This is a genomic window from Thermodesulfobacteriota bacterium, assembly GCA_026415035.1.
In the GTDB taxonomy this organism is placed as follows: Bacteria; Desulfobacterota; BSN033; order BSN033; family UBA1163; genus RBG-16-49-23.
The window spans coordinates 32,644-55,899 of record JAOAHX010000006.1 but is presented as its reverse complement, the minus strand read 5'-3'; the positions used below and the strand labels follow the sequence as shown (position 1 = coordinate 55,899).

The window sequence follows — 23,256 nt, the reverse complement described above, 5'->3', positions numbered from 1 at the left end:
AAGCGGATGCCCTCCATTTTATTCCACGACCTCCACCTTGATCAAGTTGGTGGTGCCGGGGATGCTGATGGGAACCCCCGCGATGATGACGATCCGGTCCCCTTTGGAGGCCATCCCGATCTTCTTGGGGACCTGTTTCGCCCGCTCGAGCATATCGTCCGTGTCCCTCCAATCGGAGACGAGGATCGGATAGACCCCCCAACAGAGATTGAGGCTTCTGACGGTGGAATAATGGCGGCTCAGGGCGAGGATGGGCTGCCGCGGACGTAACCTCGACACCCATCGTGCCGTGCTCCCAGACTCCGTGGGAACGACAATGGCCACGGCCTTCACCCTCTCGGAGAGGATCGAGGCCGCATGGCTGATCGCCTCTGGAAGGCCGCCCTCCCCTTCGCTTCCTCTCTCGATAAACCGATGGTGGGGGAATTCCTCTTCGGCCGCCGTGGCGATTTTGGCCATCATCCGGACCGTCTCCACGGGGAACCGCCCAATGGCCGTCTCCTCCGAGAGCATGACCGCATCGGTCCCGTCGTAGATGGCGTTGACCACATCGGTCACCTCTGCCCGGGTGGGCCGGTTCTGATCGACCATCGACCGGAGCATCTGGGTCGCGGTGATCACCGGCTTTCCCAGGCCGTTGGCCTTCAGGATCAGCCTCTTCTGAACATTGGGGATCTTCTCAATCGGAGTCTCCACGCCCAAATCTCCACGGGCGACCATGATGCCATCGGAGACCGAGAGGATCTCGTCGATCCTCTCCAGGGCCTCCTTCCTCTCGATCTTGGCGATGACCGGAAGGGAGGAGGAATATTTCTTCAAGAAACCCTTCACCCTCTCGATATCCCCCGCATCCTTCACATAGGAGAGGCTCACCATGTCCACACCGTTCCGAAGGCCGAAGAGAAGATCGTCTCTGTCCTTCTTGGTAAAGGGGGAGATACGGATCGTGCCGGTCGGAAAGTTGATCCCCTTGTTAGAGGTGAGCCGTCCTCCCACCGTCACCTGGCACTCGATGTCCTGGCCATTGCTCTTCAGGACCTGAAGTTCGATGGCCCCATCGGCCAGGAGGAGGGTGTCTCCAGCCTTCACCTCCCTTGGAAGAGACGCATAGTTGACAGAGACGCCTCTCTCATCTCCCGAGATCTTCCGGTTGGTCAGGGTGAATTTCTCACCCCGTTTCAATTCCACGCCTCCCTCCTTCACCCTGCCGACCCGGATCTTCGGTCCGGAAAGGTCCTGAAGGATGGCCACAGGCTTCTGAAGTTGGTCGGAGAGCCTCCGGATCTCCTTGATCTTGTTGAGATGCTCCTCGTGCGTTCCGTGAGAAAAATTGAGCCGGACCACGTCCATCCCGGCCTGGATCAGCGATTTGAGGACGGCCGGGGATTCGCTCGCGGGACCGAGGGTACAGACGATCTTCGTCTTTCGTGGGCGGAGGTCGTTCATCGTTCCTTTGTCTTGTTCAATAAGGGTTGGCAAAAAAGGCATCAAGGATCTCGGCCAGGGCCTGATTGACCAGGGCCTCGACCCTCTGGGGGGTCAATCTGGCCCAGGTCCCTTCCTTTTCTACCTCGACATTCCTCGTGAAGACCTTCCCCTCCCGCTTCACTCCGAGGTGGATCACCAGATGAACCGAGGTCTTGGCGTGGGTCCGAAACGCGGCCGCCCGTCCCTCGGTCCAGAACCTCCGGATCTCCACCCTCAGGACGGAATCGGCCTCGATCCCCTTCAGGGACTCCGGTTTCCCATCCCAGCTCGGGATGGAGAGGGTCTTCACCCCGAAGCGCGATAGGGTTCGGGAGATCGATTCCATCATCGCCTGAGACAGGGGAAAGGGATCGCTCTTGAAATAGGACGGCGTGCCTTCGTAGGGCGTGTGGCGGCCAATATAGAGCGGGTCGGGTCGCTCATCCCGGAAGTCGACCAGACCCAGGGTCGGCCCGATCCTCGCCGAAAGGGAGGCGAAATCCCTTTGGGGTTCATACCGAATGGGAATGAGATGGGTCCCGCCTTTGGCACAGCCGGAGAGAACGAAGGCCAGCAGGAACGCAAAAAGCCAACGATAGGCCTTCATGGTCATCCCTCCCCTCAAGCTCGATGTCTCATCCATCAGGTCCTCCCGATTTGAATCGGAGGCCTTCCTTTGCCTCTCCTCCATTCTGGATAACATATTTTGATTAAGACCTCTACTGGGAAAAGGGAGAGACGGTCGGAATGAATATCTTTTCCCCTTTTTTATCCCCGAGGGCTTGACTCATTACGCATCTTTTGCGCAGGGTAGCGTTAGGTCTCCGTCAAAGAGCCAATGGGTTTAAACCGGGTCGATTCGACCCCGAAGGTCTCGAAAGTACCGGGTTTGGGTGAAAAGGCGAGGGACCATGGTCAAAACCGATCGGTTGGATTTCGGTCAATTGAGCCCTTAGAGATTGATTCTTTTAAGGACCTCCTGGGCCTTGAAACCGAAGCCGATGAAAAAGCCCTTGGCCCTGCTTGACCCCGAGATCGACTCCATCCGCTCGATAGACCCTCTCCTTCAGTGAGGAGGGAATCAAGGCAAAGGATGGGAGGGTAGCCCTTGCAACTCTTTTTAGAAGAAAGAGGGACCTCGATTAAGCACAAACTCTTTACCTCCAAGAGCCGGTGGGGAGTGTAGGGGTTTGTAGACCCGAATTACCGTTGCCCCAATCCCCTTAATGCCCCCATTTCCCAAGATCGAGGCGAAAAGGTGGGCGGAAGGAGTTCTCCTTTCCACACCTCCTTCCTGATGGTCGATGCAGATCTTCCCAGCCACCTCGCCTCTTTGACAGAAAACCACTGGGAACGAGGAAGAGCCTGACCTCAATCCCTCCTAAATAGCAGGAGGGTTCGATGGAGCGTGGTGAAAGGGAGGGTATAATCGACCCTTCGGTCTAACCGGAGAGGAAAGACCTCCGGAGAAGAGAGGGAGGTCAACTCCCGTTTAAATGCCGGTCCTTTCAATGCGATAAGAAGGCCTTTGGATTTCAAAAAGGGATTTCCAAGGCGGAGCAGGGTCTTCAGGTCGGAAAAAGCCCGTGCGACCACCGCATCGAATCTCCCCTCCCAATATCCGAGGACCTCTTCGTCCTGGGCCCGACCGTGAATGGCTTTGACCCCTTGGAGTCTCAAAATCCGTATGACATGAGACTGGAAATGGACTTTTTTCTGAACGGATTCCAGCAGCACCACCTCGAGGTCAGGCATGACCATTTTGATGGGGAGGCCTGGGAAACCCGCTCCTGAGCCGATGTCGAGGAGGGCAGTAGCTCCGGACAGATGGGGGACCACGGCGAGGGAGTCGATAAAATGCTTCACCACGATCTCCTTTTCACTCCGTATGGCCGTGAGGTTCATCTTCCGGTTCCACTTGAGAAGCTCCCGGAGGTAGAGATCGAAGGCCTCCACGGAACGTTCGGTCAGGACGATCCCGAAGGCCTTGGCCCCTTTGATCAGAAGGATCCTGTTTCGGGCCTCCATCGGCTCTCTTATATCACAGACCTAACGCTTTGGCCATTGGGAAATTTTCGATTGAAATCCAACGAAAGGAGGGGTATGATGGGTTGGAAGGTCCGAAACGACCATCGAGAAAGGAGGTCGGCCAGATGGTTCGTATCATCCCCCTTTTTTTCATCCTCTTCCTATTTTCACCTCCCGCTTCTGCCCAGCTCGACCGCCTCCTCAAAGGCATAGGCATCGGCGAGCAGAAAGGATTGACCGATGCGAAGATCGGCGAAGGGTTGAAGGAGGCCCTGAAGGTGGGCACGGAAAACACGGTCAAACTCACCGGAAAGACCGACGGCTACTTCCTCAACGAGGCCATCAAGATTTTGATGCCCGAGAAACTCCGGACCCTCGAGAAAGGGTTGAGGGCAGTGGGCTATGGGCCTCAGGTCGATGAATTCATCTTGAGCATGAACCGGGCCGCGGAAAGGGCCGCCCCTTCTGCCAAACAGATCTTCTGGGATGCGATCGGAGAGATGACCTTCGAAGACGTGAGGAAGATCTTTTCGGGCCACGAGACCGCGGCGACAGAATATTTTAAGAGAAAAACCGCTGATAAGCTTGCGGCCCTCTTCAAACCCATCGTCGACCGGGCGATGAACGAAGTGGGGGTGACCCGTCAGTACAAGGAACTGGTCGGACGGTATGAATCCATCCCTTTCGTCAAAAAGGAGACCTTTGATATCGATCACTATGTGGTCACCAAGGCCCTTGACGGGCTCTTTCACGTCCTCGGCGAGGAGGAGAAGAAGATCCGCACCAATCCTGCTGCCCGCACCACGGACCTTCTGAAAGAGGTGTTCGGCAAATAGAAGGAGAAGTCATGAAGAAATGGATGAAAGCTGGAATCGTCATCTTCGGAATCCTTGTCCTTCTCGTCGTCGGTCTCAATATCTTCATCAAGAGCTATCTTTCCAGCGAGCGATTAAAGGCGATGATCCTTCCGAGGGCCGAAGCCCTGACCGGCAGGAAAGTCTCCCTGGACGAGATCAAGGTCTCTCTCTTCAAGGGGGTGATTGCCAAAGGGTTAAGCGTCAAAGAGATGGACGGACAGAGGGATTTCTTCAAGATGAAGGAGTTCGTCCTCTCCTACCGTCTCCTCCCCCTTTTGAAAAGGGAGTTTGTCATCAGTAAAATCGAGATCCTTTCTCCCTCGGTGACGATCATAAAGGACCGAAGCGGGAAATATAACTTCAGCAGTATCCTTGAGAAGCGTTCCCAGACGCCCTCAAAACCCGTTGAGCCCAAGGGAGAAGGACTTCCCCTCTCTGTCACTGCCGACCGTTTGTTTATCCAAAATGCCCAGTTAAAGTTTGTGGATGAGGAGAAGGCCTTGCCCGATGTCTCAGGGGCCTTTGACATGGAATTTGTGGGATCGGTGGAGAAGGATGGGACTCCCAAGATGAAATCGGGACAGATCTCCATCAAGGAGATCAACGTGGTTTTAAAAGGGAATGAAATTAAAACGACAGGGAAGATCGATCTGGATGTCCATGCCCTCCGAGCCAACCTTAGGACTCTGATCGGAAAGGAGAGCATCGATTTAACCCTTACTGTCAAGGATTACCTCAAGGCGCCTGACCTTAGCGCCAATCTTTATGCGAAAGAGCTGGACCTGGATAAGCTCATGGGGTTGGCAGGAGAGGAGAAGAAATCCAAAGAGGCAGTTTCAAAAAAACCTCCTCAACAAAAGGAGAAGCCTGCCAAAGGGGCAGAAGGGGACTTCGAAAAAAGACTGAAGGCCTCGGGCCAGGTGAAGGTCGATTCAGCCAGGTATCAGGGCTATACCGTGAAACATCTGAAGGTGAATTTTAGATACCTCAATGGAAATTTAACCGTGGAACCTCTGGGATTGGAGTTCTCAGGTGGTGATATTTACAAAACGGAGGGAAAACTTACCGGAAAGCTCCAACTGGCAAGCGCCAGGCCGCAGGAGACCCTGAAGGGAGATGCAGATTTAAAGCTCGGCAAAGGGGTGATCCAAGGCTCCCAGATTTTCAATGCCCTTTCGTCTCTCACCGGCCTTAAGGCTCTGAAAGAGCCGGTGGTGGATGAGGGTTCCTTCCACTTCGACCTCAAAGAGGAGAAGGTCTTTATCGACGGGTTCATCAGCTCCGCCCTTTTTTGGCTTGCTCTCAAAGGCTATTTGGGATTTGACCAGAAGCTGGATATCCCTGCCGAGCTTAAGCTCTCACCTGAACTTAGCAAAGGCCTTTCAAAGAGCTTGGAGAAATGGAAGTTCATGTCCGATGAAAAGGGTTGGACGGTGATCCCTTTAAAAATCAAAGGGACGACCGATAAACCCGATGTCACCCTCGATACGGAGAAATTGGCCAGGCAGATCGTTCCGGAGATCACCCGGGAGATCGAAAAGAGGCTCTTTCAGAAGAAGAAGTAAAAAAACGGGGGGTGCTCTGTGTGTTCGGAAGGATCCTCAGGATTTATGAAAATAAAATAAAGCCCCACCTTAAGAAGATCCTCATCGGGGCCGTCCTCTTTTTTGTCCTCTTTACCCTCGTCGGTTTTTTTGCGATCCCTCCCCTCTTGAAATCCATTCTCATCAAGATACTTACGGAAAACCTTCATCGGGAAGTGGCGATTCGACAGGTCAAGATAAACCCTTATACGCTTTCGGTCACGGTCAGAGGGCTTCAGGTGAAGGAGCGACAGGGTTCGGAGACCTTTTTCTCCTTCGACGAGCTTTACATCAATCTTCAGAGCTTGTCCGCTCTGCGATGGGCTCTCATCCTCAAAGAGATCCGATTGACGAAGCCTTATCTCCGGATCTCGCGCAACGAGGACGAGACCTATAATTTTTCGGACCTCCTTGAGAAAAAGGAGGCCAAGTCTCCCGAGACACCCGCGGAGAAACCGAAGCCCCTGAGGTTCTCCCTCAATAACATCCGCCTCATCGACGGAAGCATCGATTTCTGGGACGGTCCGAAAAAGACAAAGCATACGGTCAGAGAGTTGAACATTGGCCTTCCCTTTCTCTCCAACATCCCGGCTTACATCGATATCTTTGTCCGGCCCGCCTTCTCGGCCAAGGTCAATGAGACCCCCTATCGGCTTCAGGGGAATACCAAACCCTTTCGCGACACCCTTGAGACCGTTTTCGATATCAACATCAACGATCTCGACCTCCCTTACTATCTGGCCTATCTTCCGATGAAGTTGAATGTGAAGATCGTCTCTGCCTTTCTCGATGTCCAGACCAAGATTTCCTTTATTCAACATCGGGACAAGCAACCCTCCTTAACCGTAACCGGCAATGTGGCCTTGAAAAAGGTGGCGCTGGATGATCTCAAGAAAAATCCCCTCTTCAGACTGCCCCTTCTTACGATCGGAATTGCCCCAACCGAACCTCTCCGGATGTCCTTTCATCTCTCGAAGGTCTCGATCCAGTCGCCAGATCTGGATGTCAAACGCAATGCGGAAGGGGCTTTGAATATCGAAGCCTTTCTCCCCGAGAAAAAGGAGATGAAACCTGCTCCCGCCACTGAAAAGAAGGCGGATCAACCCCTTCTGTCTCTCGATATCGACGAAGTGGAATTGACTGGAGGAAAGGTCTCCTTTTCAGACGGGTCCACCAAGAGACCCTTTAAAACCGTTCTCACTCCCGTTGAATTGAAAGTCGCCCCTTTCAGCAACCGTAAAGATAAGAAAACAGCCTACTCCCTCTCCATCACTTCAGAGGTCAAAGAGACGATCAAATTGGAGGGCGAACTCACCGTCGAGCCCTTGTGGGCAGAGGGGAGATTGGAGATTCGATCGGTGCCCTTGGCGAAGTATTCGCCCTATTACCAGGATCGAATCCTCTTCAACCTCGAGGAGGGGCACCTCGACTTCTCGACCCGCTTCAAATATGCCCAGAGAGAGAAAGAGCCTGACCTTTCCTTATCGGCGATGTCCGTCCTGATAAGTTCCTTAAGGCTTAAAAGAGAAGCGGAAAAAGAGGACTTCCTGAACATACCCGTTCTTTCGGTGAAAGACACGCTCGTGGATGTGACTCAGAAGAACGTGACCATTGGCGCTTTCTCGACAGAAAAGGGGAGGCTGATCTTCAACCGTCTAAAGAACGGGGAACTGGACCTGATGAAACTTCTTCCTTCCTCTCCACCGGAAAAAACCCCTCCTGAACCGGAAAAAGGCAAGGGAGAAGAGAAGCCATGGGCTTTAACCCTGAAGGCGCTCTCCGTCGATCAATATACGATCCGCATGGGAGACCAGACTCCCTCTGAGCCCATAACCCTGACCGCTGAGAAGATCACGATCAGGGGGGAGAACCTCTCCACGGCAAAGAATGTTTTGGGAAAGTTGTCCCTGTCCCTCCTGCTCGACAAGGCGACGACGCTCTCGACCAAGAATACGATCGGAATGGATCCTCTTCAAATCGAAGGGTCTTTAGAGATCAACCGCCTCGTCCTGAATCAGTATGCTCCTTACTATCAGGATCAGGTCCTCTTTAAGATTGCCGAGGGAGAGCTCGATCTTTCGACCAGCTATCAGTACAGAAAGACGGATAAGGAGGCGATCACAAAACTCTCGGGGTTGGCCGCTTCATTGAAAAACTTAAAGTTGAAGAAGAAGGGAGAAGAAGAAGTCTTCGTGGACATTCCTTCCTTAATCGTCAAAAACACTTCATTCGACCTCCCTCAGAGGGAGATCTCTGTCGGAGATTTTTCGACGCAGAATGGGAGTCTTCTGGTTCGGCGCCTAAAAGACGGAAAGATCAATCTCATGACGCTCTTTCCGGAACCGGCTAAAAAGGAAGAAAAATCGGATAGACTCGAGGGAAAACCCGCCCCGGAAAAAGCCCTCCCCGCTGAAAAACCCTGGCTGGTCAGAGTGGGCAAGGTCTCCGTGGAGGGTTATACCCTCATCGCCGAAGACCAGACGCTCACAGAGCCGGTCAGACTGATCGTGGATGAGTTTCGACTGAGAGCTGAAAACCTTTCGACGGCCCAGGGCCAGAAGGGTAATGTGGCGCTGGCTCTGCGCCTGAATCAAAAAGGGACGTTTTCCACAGAGGGGACCCTTGGAATCGATCCTTTGGCGGCAAACTTAAAAGTGGGGTTGAAAGATTTAGAGATCAAACCTTTTCAGCCTTACTTTACGGACAAGGTCAAGATAACGATTACGGATGGCTCCTTAAATACGACCGGAAATGTCATCCTTGGGATGTCCGATAAGAAGGAGTTTAAAACGGTTTACAGCGGGAAGGCCTCTTTAATCCGTTTTGCATCCATTGACAAAAAGAATGCAGAGGACTTCCTGAAATTAGAATCCCTTGCCCTGGAAGACCTTCGCTTCGACTCCGATCCCTTCTCTCTGGACATCGGGGGAATCGCATTGAGTAACTTTTATGCCCGCGTGGTCGTCCAACCGGAGGGAGTCCTCAACCTTCAGCAGATCTTCGGCCAGGAGGAAGTAAAGAAAGAGCCCCCTGCGAAGAAGGAAGCCCCTCCTGCTCCTTCGGCCGAGAAGAAGCCGGCAGGACCTCCAAAGGCGATCAAGATCGGAACCGTCACCCTCCAGGGAGGGCAGGTGGACTTCCTGGATCGGTCGGTCCAGCCGGAATATTCGACCAGACTGATGGAAATCGGTGGTAGAATCTCCGGCCTTTCTTCCGAAGAGACCTCTCGTGCCGATCTGGAGCTTCGCACGAAGCTGGACGGTTTTGCTCCCCTTGAGATCACGGGAAAGATCAATCCCCTCAAAGAGGATCTCTACGTGGACCTCAAGGCGAGGTTTAAGGACATGGAGCTCAGCCCGCTTACGCCCTACTCCGGGAAATATGTGGGTTATACGGTGGAGAAGGGGAAGCTCTCCTTCGACTTGAGCTACCTGATCGACAAGAGGAAGCTCGATGCCAAGAACGAGATTTTCATCGATCAGTTCAATTTCGGAGAGAAGGTGGAAAGCCCTCAGGCGACCAAGTTACCTGTGAAGCTTGCCGTTGCCCTCCTGAAGGACCGGAAGGGAGAGATCAAGTTAGATATCCCGGTCAGCGGAAGCCTCGACGATCCCAAATTCAGCATCTGGGGGATCATTCTAAAAATCCTCGTCAACCTGATCGTCAAAGCAGCCACCTCCCCGTTTGCCCTTCTGGGGGCCATTGTCGGAGGAGGAGAAGAGCTCAGTTTCATCGAGTTCGACTATGGGAGCGCCGCCCTTCATGAACCCAATGCCAAAAAGCTCAACGCCATGGCAAAGGCCTTGAACGAGAGGCCCGGCCTCAAACTCGATATCGTGGGGCACGTCGATGTGGAAAAGGACCGAGAGGGATTGAAGCAGCTCTTCTTTCAGCGCAAGTTGAAGGCCCAGAAGCTGAAGGAGATCATCAAAAAGGGAGGGCCACCCGTTCCGGTGGATGATGTAAAGATCGAAAAGCAGGAATACGAGAAATATCTGAAGCTGGCTTATAAAGAGGAGAGGTTTCCCAAACCTAAGAACGTCCTGGGCCTTCCCAAGGACCTTCCTGCCCCTGAGATGGAGAAGTTGATCCTGACCCATCTGGAGATTAAAGAGGGGGATTTGAGGACCCTTGCCTCCCAGAGGGCGATGGCCGTCAAAGAGGCGATCGTCAAGGCGGGCCCCGTGGAGCCGGAGCGGATCTTCCTCCTGGAGCCCAAATCGCTTTCGCCGGAGAAGAAGGAGAAACTGAAGGAGAGCCGTGTGGAATTGAAGATCAAATAGAACGTCGACCAAAAGGAGGGATGGCCATGCTGAAAGAGTTCAAGGAGTTTGCGATGAGGGGAAATGTCTTGGATATGGCGGTCGGGATCATCATGGGGGCAGCCTTTGGCACCATTGTCAACTCTCTCGTCCAGGATATGATCATGCCCCCCATCGGCCTGCTCCTCGGAAGCGTCGATTTTTCGAACCTCTTCCTCGTCCTCAAAGAGGGGAAGGTGGCCGGACCCTACGCTTCCTTGGGGGCTGCCAAGGCGGCAGGGGCGGTGACGGTCAACGTGGGGGTCTTTGTCAATACCATCATCAGCTTCCTCATCGTCGCCTTTTCGGTCTTCCTCCTCATCCGGACCGTAAATCGGCTGAAACGCCAGGAGCAAGCCCCCTCTCCAGCCCCCGCGACCAAAGAGTGCCTTTACTGTTTTTCGACGATCCCGATCAAAGCGACGCGGTGTCCTCACTGCACGTCGGACTTGAAGGCGGGCGGATGACCGGCTTCGATTGGCCGAAGGATGAAAAAAGATGAAGGTTTCCTCTCTCCTCGATTTCTTGAGCACCGGGATTTGGCAAATTCAACTTGCTGAACTCCCCCGCAAAAAAGCCCTTCTGATCAAGACAGGGAGGGTGATCCTCCTGGCCCTCCAGGGGTTCTTCAAACACCGGTGTCAGAAGACGGCGGCGGTCTTAACCTACTACTCCCTGCTCAATATCGTTCCCATCGTGGCCGTGGCCTTCGCCATCTCCAAAGGGTTCGGCCTCGAAAAACTGATCGAACGGCAGATCCTCCAGATCTCGGAACAGGCCAACCTCCAACCCGAGCTCACCCAGCAGATCCTGACCTTCTCTCACAGGCTTCTCGATCAGGCCAAGGGCGGGGTGATCGCAGGGGTGGGCGTGGTCCTGCTCTTCTGGACCGTGGTCTCCATCCTGGGAAAAATCGAGGAGTCCCTCAACGAAATCTGGGGGGTGAAACAGGGGAGAAGCCTCGTGAGGAAGTTCAGCGACTACATCTCCATCATGGTCTTCGCCCCTGTTTTGCTCATCATCTCCAGCAGTGCCACGGTCCTCATCGCCAGCCAGATCAAGCTCATCATGAAAAAGATCGCCCTCCTCGGGATCTTCAGCCCCGTCATCCTCTTCCTGCTCAATCTCCTCCCTTACATCTCCATCTGGGTCCTCTTGACCCTGGTCTATCTCCTCCTTCCCAACACCCGAATCCCGTTGAGGTCGGCCATCCTGGGGGGGATCGTGGCCGGCACCATCGCCCAGATCGTCCAGTGGGTCTATATCAAATTTCAGATCGGGGCCGCCAATTACGGGGCCATCTACGGTAGCTTTGCCGCCCTCCCCCTCTTTTTGGCCATGCTTCAGATGAGCTGGATGATCGTCCTCTTCGGGGCGGAGATGTCCTGTGCAAGCGGACACGTGGAAACCTATGGGTTTCATCCGGACCCTTCGAGGTTGAGCTTCGCATCCCGAAGGCTCCTGGCCTTCAGGGTCTTTCATCTCCTGGCCCAGCGATTCTCAAGAGGGGAAAGTCCCCTGACGGCCAAGGAGATCTCGGACCGTTTGCGAATTCCGGTCCGCCTGACCCATCAGCTTCTCGAGGAATGGATGGAGGTCGGCCTGGTCGCTGAGACCACCGGCGGGCCAAAACATCAGAGCGCCTACCAACCGGGCCGGGCCATCGAAACCCTCACCGTAAAAGAGGTGCTGGAGGCTTACGAACGCCGGGGTCTCTCCCTTGATGGCGTTTCTTCGTCGGGAGAAGAGAGGTTCCTTTTGGACGATTTAAAACATCTCTCCGAAGTCCTCCGGAAAGGGCCACCCGATCTTTTAGTCAGAGAGATGGTCATCCCCTCCTGAATTTTTCTGCCCCTTCTGGAAAATTTCAAGAAAATGGGGTATAGAACAGGAAATTTTCGTTCGGAGAACAGCGGTTCTCAGGAGGATAGGGCCCTTTGAAGAAGATTGCCATCATCGGGACGGGCTCCTGTGTGCCTGAACGGGTCGTCCCGAATTCCTATTTCGAGACCTTTCTCGATACGAGCGACGAGTGGATCACAACCCGCACCGGGATCAAAGAGCGACGGATGATCGAGAAGGGACAGGCCATGTCCGATTTGGCCACCCTGGCCTCGGCCTCCGCACTCCAGATGGCCGACCTCCCGGCAGAGGCGCTGGATCTGATCGTCATCGGAACCTCGACCGCGGACATGCTCAGCCCTTCGACGGGCTGCCTCGTCCAACACCGATTGAAAGCCAAAAAGGCGGTGGCCTTCGACGTAAACGCGGCCTGCCCGGGGTTCATCTATGGATTGGCCGTTGCTCAGAAATTTCTCCAGGATGGGACTTACAAGACGGCCCTGGTGGTGGGCGGTGAGATCGTCTCGAACCGGCTCGACTTTCAGGATCGCTCGACCTGCGTCCTCTTCGGGGATGGGGCCGGTGCCGTGGTCCTCACCCATGCCAACGGAAAAGACGATGGGGAAATCCTTTCGACGGACATCGAGTCAGACGGGGACCTCTGGCATCTGATCCATGTCCCGGGAGGGGGATCTCGCATCCCGCCCTCTTATGAGATGCTGGACCAAAGGCTCCAGTATGTCCGGATGAACGGAAACGAGGTCTTCAAACATGCGGTGCGGACGCTGGTCAACTCCTCGCAGAAGATCATGGCCCAGCAAGGCGTCACGAGCGACGACATCGACTGGTTCATCCCCCATCAGGCCAACATCCGGATCATGGATGTCGTCGCAGAAAAACTGGGGATCCCCTCAGAGAAGGTGATCGTCACCGTCCACAAATATGGGAACACCTCGGCCGCTTCGATTCCGGTCGCCCTTGACGAGGCGGTCCGGGAGGGTCGAATTAAAAAGGGCGACCTTGTCCTTGTCAGCTCCTTTGGGGCAGGGCTTACCTGGGGAGCCGCCCTGTTTCGTTTTTGACCCCTGATCGTCTATTTCTTTTTGGGGGCAGCCTTGGCAGGCGTCTCCTTCACCTCGATGCTGGTCGCCTTCATCAGATACTTGACCGTCACCTTCGACCCCACCTTCAGTTCTCCGGTGACCTTCGTATCCTTGTCATAGGCGAACTCCCACTTCTCCTCCCCCTTCTGGACCACCAGATGATCGCCGTCCGCTTCCAGGACCGTTCCGGTCCATTGATAATCGCTCTTTGGAGCTCGAGCGAAAGCAAAAGCCACAACCACCAATAACACAACCGCCACGATCAGGACACGTTTCATCACAGACATCCTCCTTTGAGATATTTTACCAAAACCCTTACTATGGTTTAAAAAGATTGTCAATGAAAAATCTTATCGCTTACGGCTGCTGCCGAACAGGGAACCTAAGACCCCCCGGATGATCTGGCGTCCCAATTGGCTTCCAATCGCATGGGCCGCGCTTTTGACCGCTGCTCCGAGGATTTTCTCTGCCTCTGATTTCGGCCCAGCCCTCTGGCGTTTTGAGATCTCCCTGGAAGGCTCCTCCTGCCTCTGGTCTGCCTTTGCCTTCAGTTTTTCATAGGCAGATTCACGGTCAACCATCTTTTCATAATGTCCATATAAGACCGAACTCCGGATAAGCGACCTTCGTTCTTCTAAGGTCAGGGGGGTGAGTCGACTTCGGGGAGGACAGATCAAGGCCCGCTCTACCATCGTGGGAGTCCCGTTCTCATCGAGCACGGAGACGAGCGCCTCCCCTACGGCCAGCTCGGTGATCGCTTGGACGACATTCAGATCCGGGTTGATCCGAAAGGTCTCGGCGACCGCCTTCACGGTCTTCTGATCTTTCGGGGTAAAGGCGCGGAGGGCATGCAGGATCCGATGTCCCAACTGGCCCAGAATCGTCTCTGGGAGATCGAGGGGGTTCTGGGTGATGAAGTAAATCCCGACCCCTTTGGAACGGATCAGGCGAACGACCTGCTCGATCTTCTCTTCGAGAATCTTGGGCATGTCATTAAAAAGCAGATGGGCCTCATCGAAAAAGAAGACCAGTTTCGGCTTTTCCAAATCGCCCACCTCGGGAAGCTGTTCAAACAATTCCGCCAGCAACCAGAGCAAAAACGTCGCATACATTCGCGGCGAGTGAATGAGACGGTCGGCCGCCAGAATGTTGACCACGCCCTTGCCTTGGGGGCCGGTCTGGAGGAGGTCCTCCACCATGAGGGCGGGCTCACCGAAAAGCCTCTCCCCACCCTGGCCTTCGAGGGTGAGAAGGCTTCGCTGGATGGCGCCGATGCTGGCGGGGGAGATGTTCCCATAGGCGGTTTTAAACGCTTCCGCTTGATCGCCCAGAAATTGGATCATCGCTCGAAGATCCTTTAAGTCCAGAAGCAAAAGGCCATGGTCATCGGCCACCTTGAAGGCGATATTCAAGACCCCGGTCTGGATTTCGTTGAGCATGAGGATTCGACTCAACAGCAGGGGACCCATCTCGGAGACGGTGGTCCGAACCGGATGACCCTGTTCGCCAAAAAGATCCCAGAAGACGGTAGGATACCCTTCGAAGGAAAACTCCTTGAGCTCTAACGCACCAACCCGTTCCACCACCCTGGGATGATCGCCGCCCGGAAAAGGAAAGCCGGAGAGGTCTCCTTTAATATCTGCCATAAAGACGGGTACGCCCAACGCACTAAATTGTTCTGCTAAGACTCGCAATGTCACCGTCTTTCCCGTCCCTGTGGCGCCCGCAATCAGCCCGTGGCGGTTGGCCATTTTGGGGATCATCCAAACATCTTGTTTCCCTTTGGCGATGAGAAAAGAGGGTGAAACGGTTGCCATCGTCTCCTCCAAGGCGGTTGTCGAACGGAATTTGAGATTCAGTATAGAAGGGGGGAGGAGTCCTGTCAATATTCAACCCTTCTTTGAGAAAGAGCAACCTCAGACTCAAATTTCGATTAAGAGAGGGTCCTTGCGGGGAGCATCCCGACGAAGCCCTCTCAGGGATGGCCACGCCCTTCGGGCTCGCCATGACGGCTTAAAGGATGTCCTTCGCAATCCCGCCTTGAAGGCTCAAGGGATGGCCATGCCTGCCTGCCGTAACGCACCTCGGCGTGCAGGCCAGGGCCACGCCCTCGCCCTGACCCATGAGCAAAGGTTGGCCTTTCTTCTAAATCGGGATTGGGGTCAGAAAGAATCTTTGACCTATAAAAGCCTTTTTTGTTAAAATGCCCCCATCCCCATTTATGAAACGCAGGTGTTCCATGAACGAGCTTCACCTCGAAGCCACGTAAAAGGATCGTATCCCAACTTTATGGCCAAAGTCAGGACGCAATTCGTCTGCCAAGCCTGCGGACATTCGGCCCCCAAATGGCTGGGGAGGTGCCCGGGATGTCAGGGATGGAACACCATGGTCGAGGAGCGGGCCTATGACGAGAAGGCCCGTTCCCGGGAGGACCTAAGTTTCGAGAGCCAGGCCCGTCCGACCCCGATCTCGGAGATCCCAGGAGATGAGAAGGAAAGATGCCCGATCGGCATCGTCGAGTTCGATCGGGTCCTGGGAGGCGGCCTGGTTCACGGATCCGTCATCCTGGTCGGAGGCGACCCAGGCATTGGAAAATCGACCCTCCTTCTTCAGGTGATGAATAGCCTTGCTTCGAAGGGGAAAAAAGTCCTCTACGTCTCCGGTGAAGAATCGCTTCAACAGACCAAAATGAGGGCGGATCGACTGGGGATCTCTTCCGACCTCCTCTATCTGATGTCCGAAACCTCCCTCGAAAAGATCCTCCAGGCGATCGAAGGTCTGAGCCCCTTCACGGTGGTGGTCGATTCGATCCAGACCATATACGCTCCTGAATTCCCCTCGGCGCCGGGTTCGATCGGCCAGCTCAAAGAGACCGCCAGTCGGCTCCTCTACCTTGCCAAACGGCGATCGATCCCCCTCTTCCTCGTGGGCCATGTGACCAAAGAAGGTTATCTCGCCGGTCCCAAAGTCCTGGAACATATGGTCGATACCGTCCTGTACATCGAAGGGGAGGCCTATCTCGCCTTCCGGATCTTGAGGGCGGTGAAGAACCGCTTTGGTCCCACCAATGAGATCGGCGTCTTCGAGATGAAGGATTCGGGTCTGGTGGAAGTACGAAGCCCTTCGGAGTTCTTCCTCTCTGGAAGAACCCAACCCGCCTCGGGGTCCGTGGTCATGCCCAGCCTCGAAGGTTCCAGACCGATCCTCATCGAACTCCAAGCCCTCGTCGTCCAGACCAACTTTGGGGTTCCCAGAAGGACGGCCCAGGGGGTCGATGCCAATCGGGTATCCCTTCTGGTCGCCGTCATGGAGAAACGACTTGGGCTCCATCTCTTCAGTCATGACATCATTCTGAACGTGGCGGGGGGGATGAAGGTCGAGGAGCCTGGGGCCGATTTGGGGGTGATCGCAGCCATCCTGTCCAGCTTTCGGGACAAAGTGGTCGATCCCGAGATGGCCGTATTTGGAGAGGTGGGCCTGGCCGGCGAGGTGAGGGGCGTGAACCAGCCCGAGGGGAGGGTAAAGGAGGCCTCCCGGATGGGCTTTAAAAGGGTCCTCTTGCCCCAGCAGAATCAGGAGATGATCTGTGAAAGGGTCCGGGGGATCGAATTGATCGGCGTAAGAACCATCCGAGAGGCGGTGGAAAGACTTTTCTCATAGGAGGCCCTATGAAGCGGTGTCTTCTCGTCCTAAGCTTGATCCTATCCCTGTCAGTCGCCCAGGTTCTTCCTCAGACCAGGGAGAAACCCGCCTCGCCAGGGGATCTCTATGATGGAGCCATGGAGCTCTTTTACAAGGGAAGATTTCAGGAGGCCCTCGAGGGGTTCTCAAGGTTGATCCAGTCCTTTCCCCTAAGCAAGCTCGTGCCCTATGCCCACTACATGATGGGACAGTGCTATCTGAAAATGGAAAGGGATGAGGAGGCCATCCAGAAATTCGAGCACTACCTCAAGGCCTATCCTGAGGGAGACCGCACAGAGCAATCAAGGCAGGGGCTGGCACTGGCAAAGGAGAGGTTTAAACCGAAAAAGGAAGCCCCCGAGGCGGCGGTCGAAGTCAAGCCCCCTCCCGATGAGCAGAAGAAGGCCGAACCTCCGGTGGCCGTCCCGCCGACTTTAAAGGAAGAACCTCGAAAGGAGGCCGAGGAAACCTTGAAAAGAGAGAGGGCCACGGTTCCTGAGGTAGGGGACAGGGCAGAGGGGGTAAAGGCGCCGATCCAGGCTCCGGAGAAAATCGTCGCCAAAAAGGTAAAGAGGCGGATTTGCGCCCAGATCTCCTATCTCGAGGCAAAGACCTTCGCGGAGGTGGAGAGGAGGATCAAAGAGTTGAAGGAAGCGGGGGTGGACACCCTCATCTTTCGGGTCTTTCAGAACCGGGGCGATCGGATGTATAAGTTTGCCAAGGGACGTCATGAGGAGGGCGTCTTCTTCAAGACGGGCCACGCCCCGGTCGTCGACGACCTCTTGGGCAGGATTTCGGAGATCGCCCGCCGCCATGGCCTCGACCTCTTCGCCTGGGTGACGACGCGTTATGCCACCTACGGTACGGACTCCAACCCCGCCTATCGCTCTCGGTTCTACAATTTCGAAACGAAGAGGATGGAGCTCGGCCGGGGATATAACCTCTTCCATCCCGAGGTCCTGAACCGGCTGGAGGGCCTCTTTCGAGATCTGGGCCGTTACCCTTTGGATGGCATCCTGATACAGGACGACCTCATCCTCCGTCACAACGAGGATTTCAGCCCCGAGGCCAACCGGGCCTTCTTAAAAGAGTTCGGATACTCGCCCCATCCCGATCTCTTCTACATCGAACCCTATAAATCCGATTCGGGAAAATATTATGTGAAGGGATACACGGAACAATTCTGGACCTGGGCGAGGTGGAAGAACGGTTACCTCATGAGCGTGGCCGATCGGCTGATCTCAGCCGCCAGGGAGTCCAATCCGAGACTGCAGGTGGCCCTCAATCTCTCTTTCGAAACGGTTCTCAACGATTCGAACGGGATGGCCTGGTTTTCCCAGACGCTCTCTGAGGCCCTTAAAAGGGATATCGACTACTATGCCGTAATGGCCTACCACCGCCAGGCCATGAAGGGAAGAAACATCGCCTTAAAGGAATCGATCGACCTGATGGCCGAGGCGGCCCGAAAGGCCATCGAGAGCGTGGGCGATCCCCATCGCGTGATGATGAAGATCTGGATCCTCGACTGGAAGAGCAACGAGGCCGTGGGGCTGGAGCTGGCGCCAAAGCAGGAGATTGCGGAGATCCTCGAAAAGATCCTTAAGCAGGGAGACGTGAGCCTGGCCTTCGTCCCCTATACCCATCAATTCCCCCTCCACCAGCTGAAAGAGAGATGGGCTCGTTCCCCGTGACCGGGCCTTCGTTTCCCGAACCTCTAACCTTCGAAATGGCTGAAGCGGAAATCGGCCTTTTGATTCGAAATGGTTGATGGGCAGAAAAATCTCCGAGGGCCTGAAGCTTATCCCCCGAGGTAGAGGCGGCGGACATCGGGATTGGCCAAAAGATCCCGGCCTTTCCCCTCGAACCGGTTCTTTCCCATCTCCAGGACGTAGGCGTAATCGGAATATTCGAGGATCAGGGCGGCCTTCTGCTCCACGATGAGGCAGGGGATTCCCGAGGCCTTGACCTCCACGATCTTCTCGAAGACGGTCTTGACCCATTTGGGTGAAAGGCCGAGGGAGGGTTCATCGAGCAGGAGGATCTGGGGCTCGGTCATCATCGCCCTGGCCAGGGAGAGCATCTGCTGTTCGCCTCCGCTCATCTGGGCCGCCTTTCGTTGCCTAAGGTCTCTGAGCCATGGGAAGAGTTGATAGACCCGCTCGAAAGCCCTCTCTCTCACCCCTCTCTCCTTGATGGTCCAGGCGCCCATCTCGAGGTGCTCGAGGACCGTCATATAAGGAAAGACCACCCGGCCCTGGGGATTGAAGGCCATTCCCTTCTCGACCCTCCGATAAGGGGGCAGGTGGGTCACCTCCTCCCCTCGGAAGAGGACCCTCCCCGAGGTCGGCCGTAAGAGGCCTGTGGCCGCTTTGAGGACGGTCGATTTGCCCGCTCCGTTTGGCCCGATCAGGCCGACGATCTCGTTCTTTCCGACCGAGAGGGAGACGCCGTGGAGGATCTCCATCTTGCCGTAACCGGCCACCAGGTCCTCGACCACCAAAATGGAATCCTCTCTTCTCTCCATCATCTTCCGAAGTAATGTTCCAACAACCTTTCGTCCTGTTGAAGGACCTGGCAGCTCCCCTCGGCGATCTTCTGGCCGGAGTTGAGGGCGATCGCCCTCTGACAGTGGTTCATGATGACGTTCATGTCGTGCTCGACGATGATGAAGGTCTTCCCTTCACCATTGAGCCGATGGATCAGGGATAAAAGCTCGTTCTGAAGCGTCGGGTTGATCCCTGCGGCAGGTTCATCGAGCAGGATGAGCTCGGCATCGAGCATCAACACTTGCGCCAAAGAGAGAAGCTTCTGCTGGCCGAAGGAGAGGTCGGAGGCATACTCGTCCTTCTTCTCCGAGAGCCTGACCAGGTGGAGGAGGGCCATGGCCTTCTCCTCCACGGCCCGCCTCGTCCCCTTGCCGACGACGAGGAGGTTTTCGAGGAGGGTCATCTTGGGAAAGATGCGGACGATCTGATAGGTCCGGCCGATGCCCCTCCGGGCGATCTCATAAGGTTTCAAGCCGGTGATCTCCTCGCCTTTATAAAAGATGTGGCCGGAGTCGGGTTGAAGGAGGCCTGTGATGAGGTTGAAGAGGGTCGTCTTGCCGGCGCCATTCGGACCGATCAGACCGGTGATCGAACCCTTTTCGATCTCGAAGGAGCAGTGATCGAGGGCGACCACCTCCCCGAACTTCTTCACCACGTCCTCGATTCTCAAAAGAGGTTCCGGCTGCATCCGACTAAACCTCGCGACTTCTCGGGACCATCCCCTTCTCCTTCATCCATCCCAAAAGCCCCTGCGGGAAGAAGAGAATCAAGACCATGAGGATCAGCCCGAAGATCGCCATATAGAGCAACGTCAACTCCGCCCAGAGGATCTCGTGGATGAAGGTGAAGAGCGTCGCCCCGATCACCGGTCCGAAGACCGTCCCCACGCCTCCGAAGAGGGTCATCACGATGGGCGTGAGGGTGAGATGGATGGTGAAACCGAAAGAGGGGTCGATGTAATTCTGATAGGTGAAATGGATCGCCCCTGCCAACCCTGTGAGAAAGGCGCTCAGGCAGAAGGCCGAGATCTTCTCGCGGGTCGTGTGGATCCCCAAGGTCTCCGCAGCCTGCTCGTCCTCCCGGATGGCCATGAGCCGAAGCCCGAATTTGGAGGAGGTCACCTTGTAGCAGATCAGGACCGTCAAGAAGGCCAGGGCGAGGGCGGACCAGTAGAGCTCGGAGAGGCTTGCGCCTGCCACAAAAGGGACGCCTTTCCCGCCATGGGTGATCGGTTCGAGATATTCCGTCCCGAAGAGCTCCCGGGTGCCTTCGGTCAGCGCCACCATGGAGATGGCAAAGTAGACCCCCTTGATCCTGAGCAGGATATAACCCACGCCGATGGAGACGAGGCTGATGAAGAGGGCGCCGATCGGCCAGGCCAGGAGGTAGAAACATTTATAATCGGCGATCAGAAGGCTGCTCACATAGCCGCTCACGCCGATGAACCAGGAGAGGCCCAGATTGGTGTAGCCGGTCAGGCCTGAGAAGAGGTTCCATCCCGAGGCGTAGACCGAAAAGATCAGGATCACCACAAGGAGGGTCATCCAGTAGTCCGTCGCAAAGAAGGGGATCGAAACGAGAAAGGCCAAAAGCAGGCCGGTCGCGATCAGGATCCCCTTTCTCTCAAAAAGAGGCTTCATGGCTGCCTTCGCTCCCTCACCTCCTGAACAGCCCCGTGGGCCTGAACAGAAGGATGAGGAGGATGGTGACCGAGGGGATGATCTGGGCCATCTTGGCGCTCCAATACTGGGTCACCAGGCTCTCCAAGATCCCGAGGATCAGGCCTCCGGCCAGCGCCCCTTGGATATGTCCCAACCCTCCTAACACCACAATGGCAAAGGCCTTCGAGACGTAACTGGTGCCCATCTGCGGGAAGATGACCCACTGAAGGCTGACGATGGACCCGGCTGCGCCCGCCAGGGCGATCCCCATCCCGAAGGTGAAGGCCCTCATCTTGACCGTGTCGATCCCGCAGACCAGGGCGACTTCCGGGTTCTGGGCAGTCGCCCGGATCCCCTTTCCCGTCTTCGAATATTTCAGGAAGGCGAAGAGGGCCGCGGTGAGGGCCACGGAGAGGAGAAAGGAGACCGCCTTGCTCTTGGCCAGGACCAGGCCGAAGAGGGTGAAATTGCCCGTCAGATAGGGAACGGATCGATAGGTGTTGGTCCAGAAGAACTGGGCCAAGTTCCAGAGGAAGATCGACATCCCGAAGGTGAGGATCAATGCGGAGAGCTCCGGCGCCCTGGTCAACCTCTCGGTCACCCTCCGATGGATCACGGTGCCGGCGAAGAAGAAGATCACGATGGCCAAAACCACCGAGAGCAAAGGATTGAGGCGAAGCAGGGTGAAGGACCAGAAGGCCAGATAGGCCCCGAGCATCACGAATTCGCCGTGGGCGATGTTGACGATCCCCACCACTCCCCAGACGAGGGTCAGTCCCATCCCGACCAGGCCATAGAGGGAGCCCAACATCACCCCCCGGATCAAGATCTCAAGAAAGGTCGTCATCGCGAAGGAACTTACTTCCCCCAGCCTGGGAAGGGGTAGATGACCTCCGCGGTCTTGGCCCCTCCGGGAAAGACGATCTGCTTCACCATTCCCTCGATGGCCACCTGATTGGGAAGGAGCCTCTTCGGATCGGCCTTTTGCCACTGGATGAGGTTGGTCGTCTTACCGATCTGCCAGCCCGAATCGGGATGGCCCAGGGGGTTGACCTCGTACTCGCCGAAGATGGTCGTGGTCTTGATCGAGTAGAGCTTGTCCCTCAAGGCCTTCTTGTCTTCGATATTGCCGACCTCCTTGACCGCCCGTTCCAGGATCTGGCCTGCGGCAAAGCCGGCGGCGGCATGGTAGGAAGGCTCGCTCTTGTACTCCTTCAAATAGGCATTGTAGAATTCGATGTTGCCGGGGGTTTTGACGAAGGGTTCCCAGAAGGTCTCGCCGGTGATGTACTGGGCATCGCCTTTGAGCGATTTCGCAAAATCGGCGATCGCCGGCCCCACGAGGAATCCGAAGAGCTTCGGCGTGGCATTGACCGCCTTGGCCGCCTTGACCAATCCGATCGAATCCGGAAGATAGCCCCCTCCGAGGATCAGGTCGGGCCTTTGAGCCCAGGCCTTCGACAGGATCGGTTCCCAGTCGGCGGTCTCCTTTGGATAGGCCTCGTCGAGCACCACCTGCATCCCCATCTCCTTTGCCCTCGCCACGAGGGGGCGGGTGGCACCGATGGGAAAGGCCGTATCGGAATAGATGAAAGCCACGGTCTTGGCACCCTTCTCCTTTCCGATCTGGAGGCAACCGAAGAGATTTCTCCAGGCCGGGGGCAGGACGCCCACGAACCACTCTCGTTTCTTCCCCTCCCAGATGACCGGCGCATTGGCTAAGGGGGTGATGATGGGGATTTTATAATCCTCGGCGAGCGGTGCGATGGCGTTGGAGACCGCGCTTCCATAGGGTCCCAGGATGAGATCGACCTTGTCGGAGACGACCAGCCTTCGAACCAGCTTGATGGCCTCGCTCGGGTCGCTCTTGTCATCGTAGACGACAAACTCCACCTGCCTTCCGAGAAGCCCTGGCCCAGGACAGCCCAACTTCTCCACCTCGCCGAAGGTACATCCCCTTTCGTTGATCACCTTGCCCCAGAGTTTATAGCCTCCCATCTCCAACTCTCCCTCGCGGGCCCAAGCCCCGGTCAGAGAGATGGCGACCCCGATCTTGATGGGGGCCTTCGTCTGGGCATAAATTCTCTTTCCCGTAAGCCCTCCCAGACCGAGGGCCGCGGTGCCGATGGCCGTCTTCTTCAGAAACTCCCTCCGACTCAGCCCCTTCTCTTTCTTCTTCATGTCGAT

18 protein-coding genes are annotated in these 23,256 nt (G+C 55.7%); 8 read left to right on the top strand and 10 right to left on the bottom strand.

Annotation, left to right across the window (positions count from 1 at the left end; translation table 11 throughout):
• Positions 1-18: 18 nt before the first annotated feature.
• The 3 genes from pyk to rsmG form a co-directional block, all read right to left on the bottom strand.
• Positions 19-1,446 (bottom strand): pyruvate kinase, encoded by a 1,428-nt coding sequence (pyk, locus tag N3G78_05450; protein MCX8117363.1) that lies wholly within the window; start codon positions 1,444-1,446, stop codon positions 19-21.
• Positions 1,447-1,462: 16 nt separating this feature from the next.
• Positions 1,463-2,110, bottom strand: a complete 648-nt coding sequence (locus N3G78_05445) for a hypothetical protein (protein MCX8117362.1) — start codon at positions 2,108-2,110, stop codon at positions 1,463-1,465.
• 728 nt (positions 2,111-2,838) lie between these two features.
• Positions 2,839-3,495: a 16S rRNA (guanine(527)-N(7))-methyltransferase RsmG gene (rsmG, locus tag N3G78_05440; GenBank protein MCX8117361.1), complete on the bottom strand. Its 657-nt coding sequence runs from the start codon at positions 3,493-3,495 to the stop codon at positions 2,839-2,841.
• 125 nt (positions 3,496-3,620) lie between these two features.
• Between rsmG and N3G78_05435 the strand changes: the two genes are divergently transcribed.
• The 6 genes from N3G78_05435 to N3G78_05410 all read left to right on the top strand — a co-directional run bounded on the left by N3G78_05435 (position 3,621) and on the right by N3G78_05410 (position 13,160).
• On the top strand, positions 3,621-4,331 hold the full coding sequence (locus tag N3G78_05435; GenBank protein MCX8117360.1) for a DUF4197 domain-containing protein: 711 nt from the start codon (positions 3,621-3,623) through the stop codon (positions 4,329-4,331).
• Positions 4,332-4,342: 11 nt separating this feature from the next.
• Positions 4,343-5,917, top strand: a complete 1,575-nt coding sequence (locus N3G78_05430; GenBank protein MCX8117359.1) for an AsmA family protein — start codon at positions 4,343-4,345, stop codon at positions 5,915-5,917.
• Positions 5,918-5,937: 20 nt separating this feature from the next.
• Positions 5,938-10,218 (top strand): DUF748 domain-containing protein, encoded by a 4,281-nt coding sequence (locus N3G78_05425; protein ID MCX8117358.1) that lies wholly within the window; start codon positions 5,938-5,940, stop codon positions 10,216-10,218.
• Between the two features lie 26 nt (positions 10,219-10,244).
• A complete protein-coding gene (gene mscL / locus N3G78_05420; GenBank protein ID MCX8117357.1) occupies positions 10,245-10,703 on the top strand; it encodes a large-conductance mechanosensitive channel protein MscL in 459 nt (152 codons plus the stop codon).
• Between the two features lie 31 nt (positions 10,704-10,734).
• Positions 10,735-12,078, top strand: coding sequence for a YihY/virulence factor BrkB family protein (locus tag N3G78_05415; protein MCX8117356.1), 1,344 nt, complete (start codon positions 10,735-10,737; stop codon positions 12,076-12,078).
• Between the two features lie 95 nt (positions 12,079-12,173).
• The gene (locus N3G78_05410; protein ID MCX8117355.1) at positions 12,174-13,160 is read left to right on the top strand and encodes a ketoacyl-ACP synthase III; all 987 of its coding nucleotides are present in this window, start codon (positions 12,174-12,176) and stop codon (positions 13,158-13,160) included.
• Between the two features lie 11 nt (positions 13,161-13,171).
• Here the strand turns inward: N3G78_05410 and N3G78_05405 are convergent, their stop codons facing one another.
• Together N3G78_05405 and N3G78_05400 are read right to left on the bottom strand one after the other, a co-directional pair.
• The gene (locus tag N3G78_05405) at positions 13,172-13,459 is read right to left on the bottom strand and encodes a hypothetical protein (GenBank protein MCX8117354.1); all 288 of its coding nucleotides are present in this window, start codon (positions 13,457-13,459) and stop codon (positions 13,172-13,174) included.
• A 72-nt stretch (positions 13,460-13,531) separates the two neighbouring features.
• Positions 13,532-14,998, bottom strand: coding sequence for a DUF853 domain-containing protein (locus N3G78_05400; GenBank protein MCX8117353.1), 1,467 nt, complete (start codon positions 14,996-14,998; stop codon positions 13,532-13,534).
• A gap of 472 nt (positions 14,999-15,470) precedes the next feature.
• Between N3G78_05400 and radA the strand changes: the two genes are divergently transcribed.
• Both radA and N3G78_05390 read left to right on the top strand, forming a co-directional pair.
• Positions 15,471-16,841, top strand: a complete 1,371-nt coding sequence (gene radA / locus N3G78_05395; protein ID MCX8117352.1) for a DNA repair protein RadA — start codon at positions 15,471-15,473, stop codon at positions 16,839-16,841.
• Positions 16,842-16,849: 8 nt separating this feature from the next.
• The gene (locus N3G78_05390) at positions 16,850-18,553 is read left to right on the top strand and encodes a tetratricopeptide repeat protein (GenBank protein MCX8117351.1); all 1,704 of its coding nucleotides are present in this window, start codon (positions 16,850-16,852) and stop codon (positions 18,551-18,553) included.
• A gap of 107 nt (positions 18,554-18,660) precedes the next feature.
• Here the strand turns inward: N3G78_05390 and N3G78_05385 are convergent, their stop codons facing one another.
• The 5 genes from N3G78_05385 to N3G78_05365 are packed head-to-tail and all read right to left on the bottom strand — an operon-like array spanning position 18,661 to position 23,250.
• Positions 18,661-19,386: an ABC transporter ATP-binding protein gene (locus N3G78_05385; GenBank protein ID MCX8117350.1), complete on the bottom strand. Its 726-nt coding sequence runs from the start codon at positions 19,384-19,386 to the stop codon at positions 18,661-18,663.
• Entirely contained in the window at positions 19,386-20,096 is a 711-nt protein-coding gene (locus tag N3G78_05380) for an ABC transporter ATP-binding protein (protein ID MCX8117349.1), read from the bottom strand. The genes N3G78_05385 and N3G78_05380 overlap by 1 nt, the downstream gene beginning before the upstream one ends.
• 4 nt (positions 20,097-20,100) lie before the next feature.
• Positions 20,101-21,048, bottom strand: a complete 948-nt coding sequence (locus tag N3G78_05375) for a branched-chain amino acid ABC transporter permease (GenBank protein ID MCX8117348.1) — start codon at positions 21,046-21,048, stop codon at positions 20,101-20,103.
• A 16-nt stretch (positions 21,049-21,064) separates the two neighbouring features.
• Complete coding sequence (locus N3G78_05370) at positions 21,065-21,916, bottom strand: branched-chain amino acid ABC transporter permease (GenBank protein ID MCX8117347.1); 852 nt, start codon at positions 21,914-21,916, stop codon at positions 21,065-21,067.
• Between the two features lie 11 nt (positions 21,917-21,927).
• On the bottom strand, positions 21,928-23,250 hold the full coding sequence (locus N3G78_05365; GenBank protein MCX8117346.1) for an ABC transporter substrate-binding protein: 1,323 nt from the start codon (positions 23,248-23,250) through the stop codon (positions 21,928-21,930).
• Between the last annotated feature and the right edge of the window lie 6 nt (positions 23,251-23,256).

Coding starts and splice junctions, on each gene's coding strand:
- pyk (MCX8117363.1), bottom strand. CDS start 1,446: ATGAACGACCTCCGCCCACGAAAGACGAAGATCGTCTGTACCCTCGGT.
- N3G78_05445 (MCX8117362.1), bottom strand. CDS start 2,110: ATGGATGAGACATCGAGCTTGAGGGGAGGGATGACCATGAAGGCCTAT.
- rsmG (MCX8117361.1), bottom strand. CDS start 3,495: ATGGAGGCCCGAAACAGGATCCTTCTGATCAAAGGGGCCAAGGCCTTC.
- N3G78_05435 (MCX8117360.1), top strand. CDS start 3,621: ATGGTTCGTATCATCCCCCTTTTTTTCATCCTCTTCCTATTTTCACCT.
- N3G78_05430 (MCX8117359.1), top strand. CDS start 4,343: ATGAAGAAATGGATGAAAGCTGGAATCGTCATCTTCGGAATCCTTGTC.
- mscL (MCX8117357.1), top strand. CDS start 10,245: ATGCTGAAAGAGTTCAAGGAGTTTGCGATGAGGGGAAATGTCTTGGAT.
- N3G78_05415 (MCX8117356.1), top strand. CDS start 10,735: ATGAAGGTTTCCTCTCTCCTCGATTTCTTGAGCACCGGGATTTGGCAA.
- N3G78_05405 (MCX8117354.1), bottom strand. CDS start 13,459: ATGAAACGTGTCCTGATCGTGGCGGTTGTGTTATTGGTGGTTGTGGCT.
- N3G78_05400 (MCX8117353.1), bottom strand. CDS start 14,998: ATGGCAACCGTTTCACCCTCTTTTCTCATCGCCAAAGGGAAACAAGAT.
- radA (MCX8117352.1), top strand. CDS start 15,471: ATGGCCAAAGTCAGGACGCAATTCGTCTGCCAAGCCTGCGGACATTCG.
- N3G78_05390 (MCX8117351.1), top strand. CDS start 16,850: ATGAAGCGGTGTCTTCTCGTCCTAAGCTTGATCCTATCCCTGTCAGTC.
- N3G78_05385 (MCX8117350.1), bottom strand. CDS start 19,386: ATGGAGAGAAGAGAGGATTCCATTTTGGTGGTCGAGGACCTGGTGGCC.
- N3G78_05380 (MCX8117349.1), bottom strand. CDS start 20,096: ATGCAGCCGGAACCTCTTTTGAGAATCGAGGACGTGGTGAAGAAGTTC.
- N3G78_05375 (MCX8117348.1), bottom strand. CDS start 21,048: ATGAAGCCTCTTTTTGAGAGAAAGGGGATCCTGATCGCGACCGGCCTG.
- N3G78_05370 (MCX8117347.1), bottom strand. CDS start 21,916: ATGACGACCTTTCTTGAGATCTTGATCCGGGGGGTGATGTTGGGCTCC.
- N3G78_05365 (MCX8117346.1), bottom strand. CDS start 23,250: ATGAAGAAGAAAGAGAAGGGGCTGAGTCGGAGGGAGTTTCTGAAGAAG.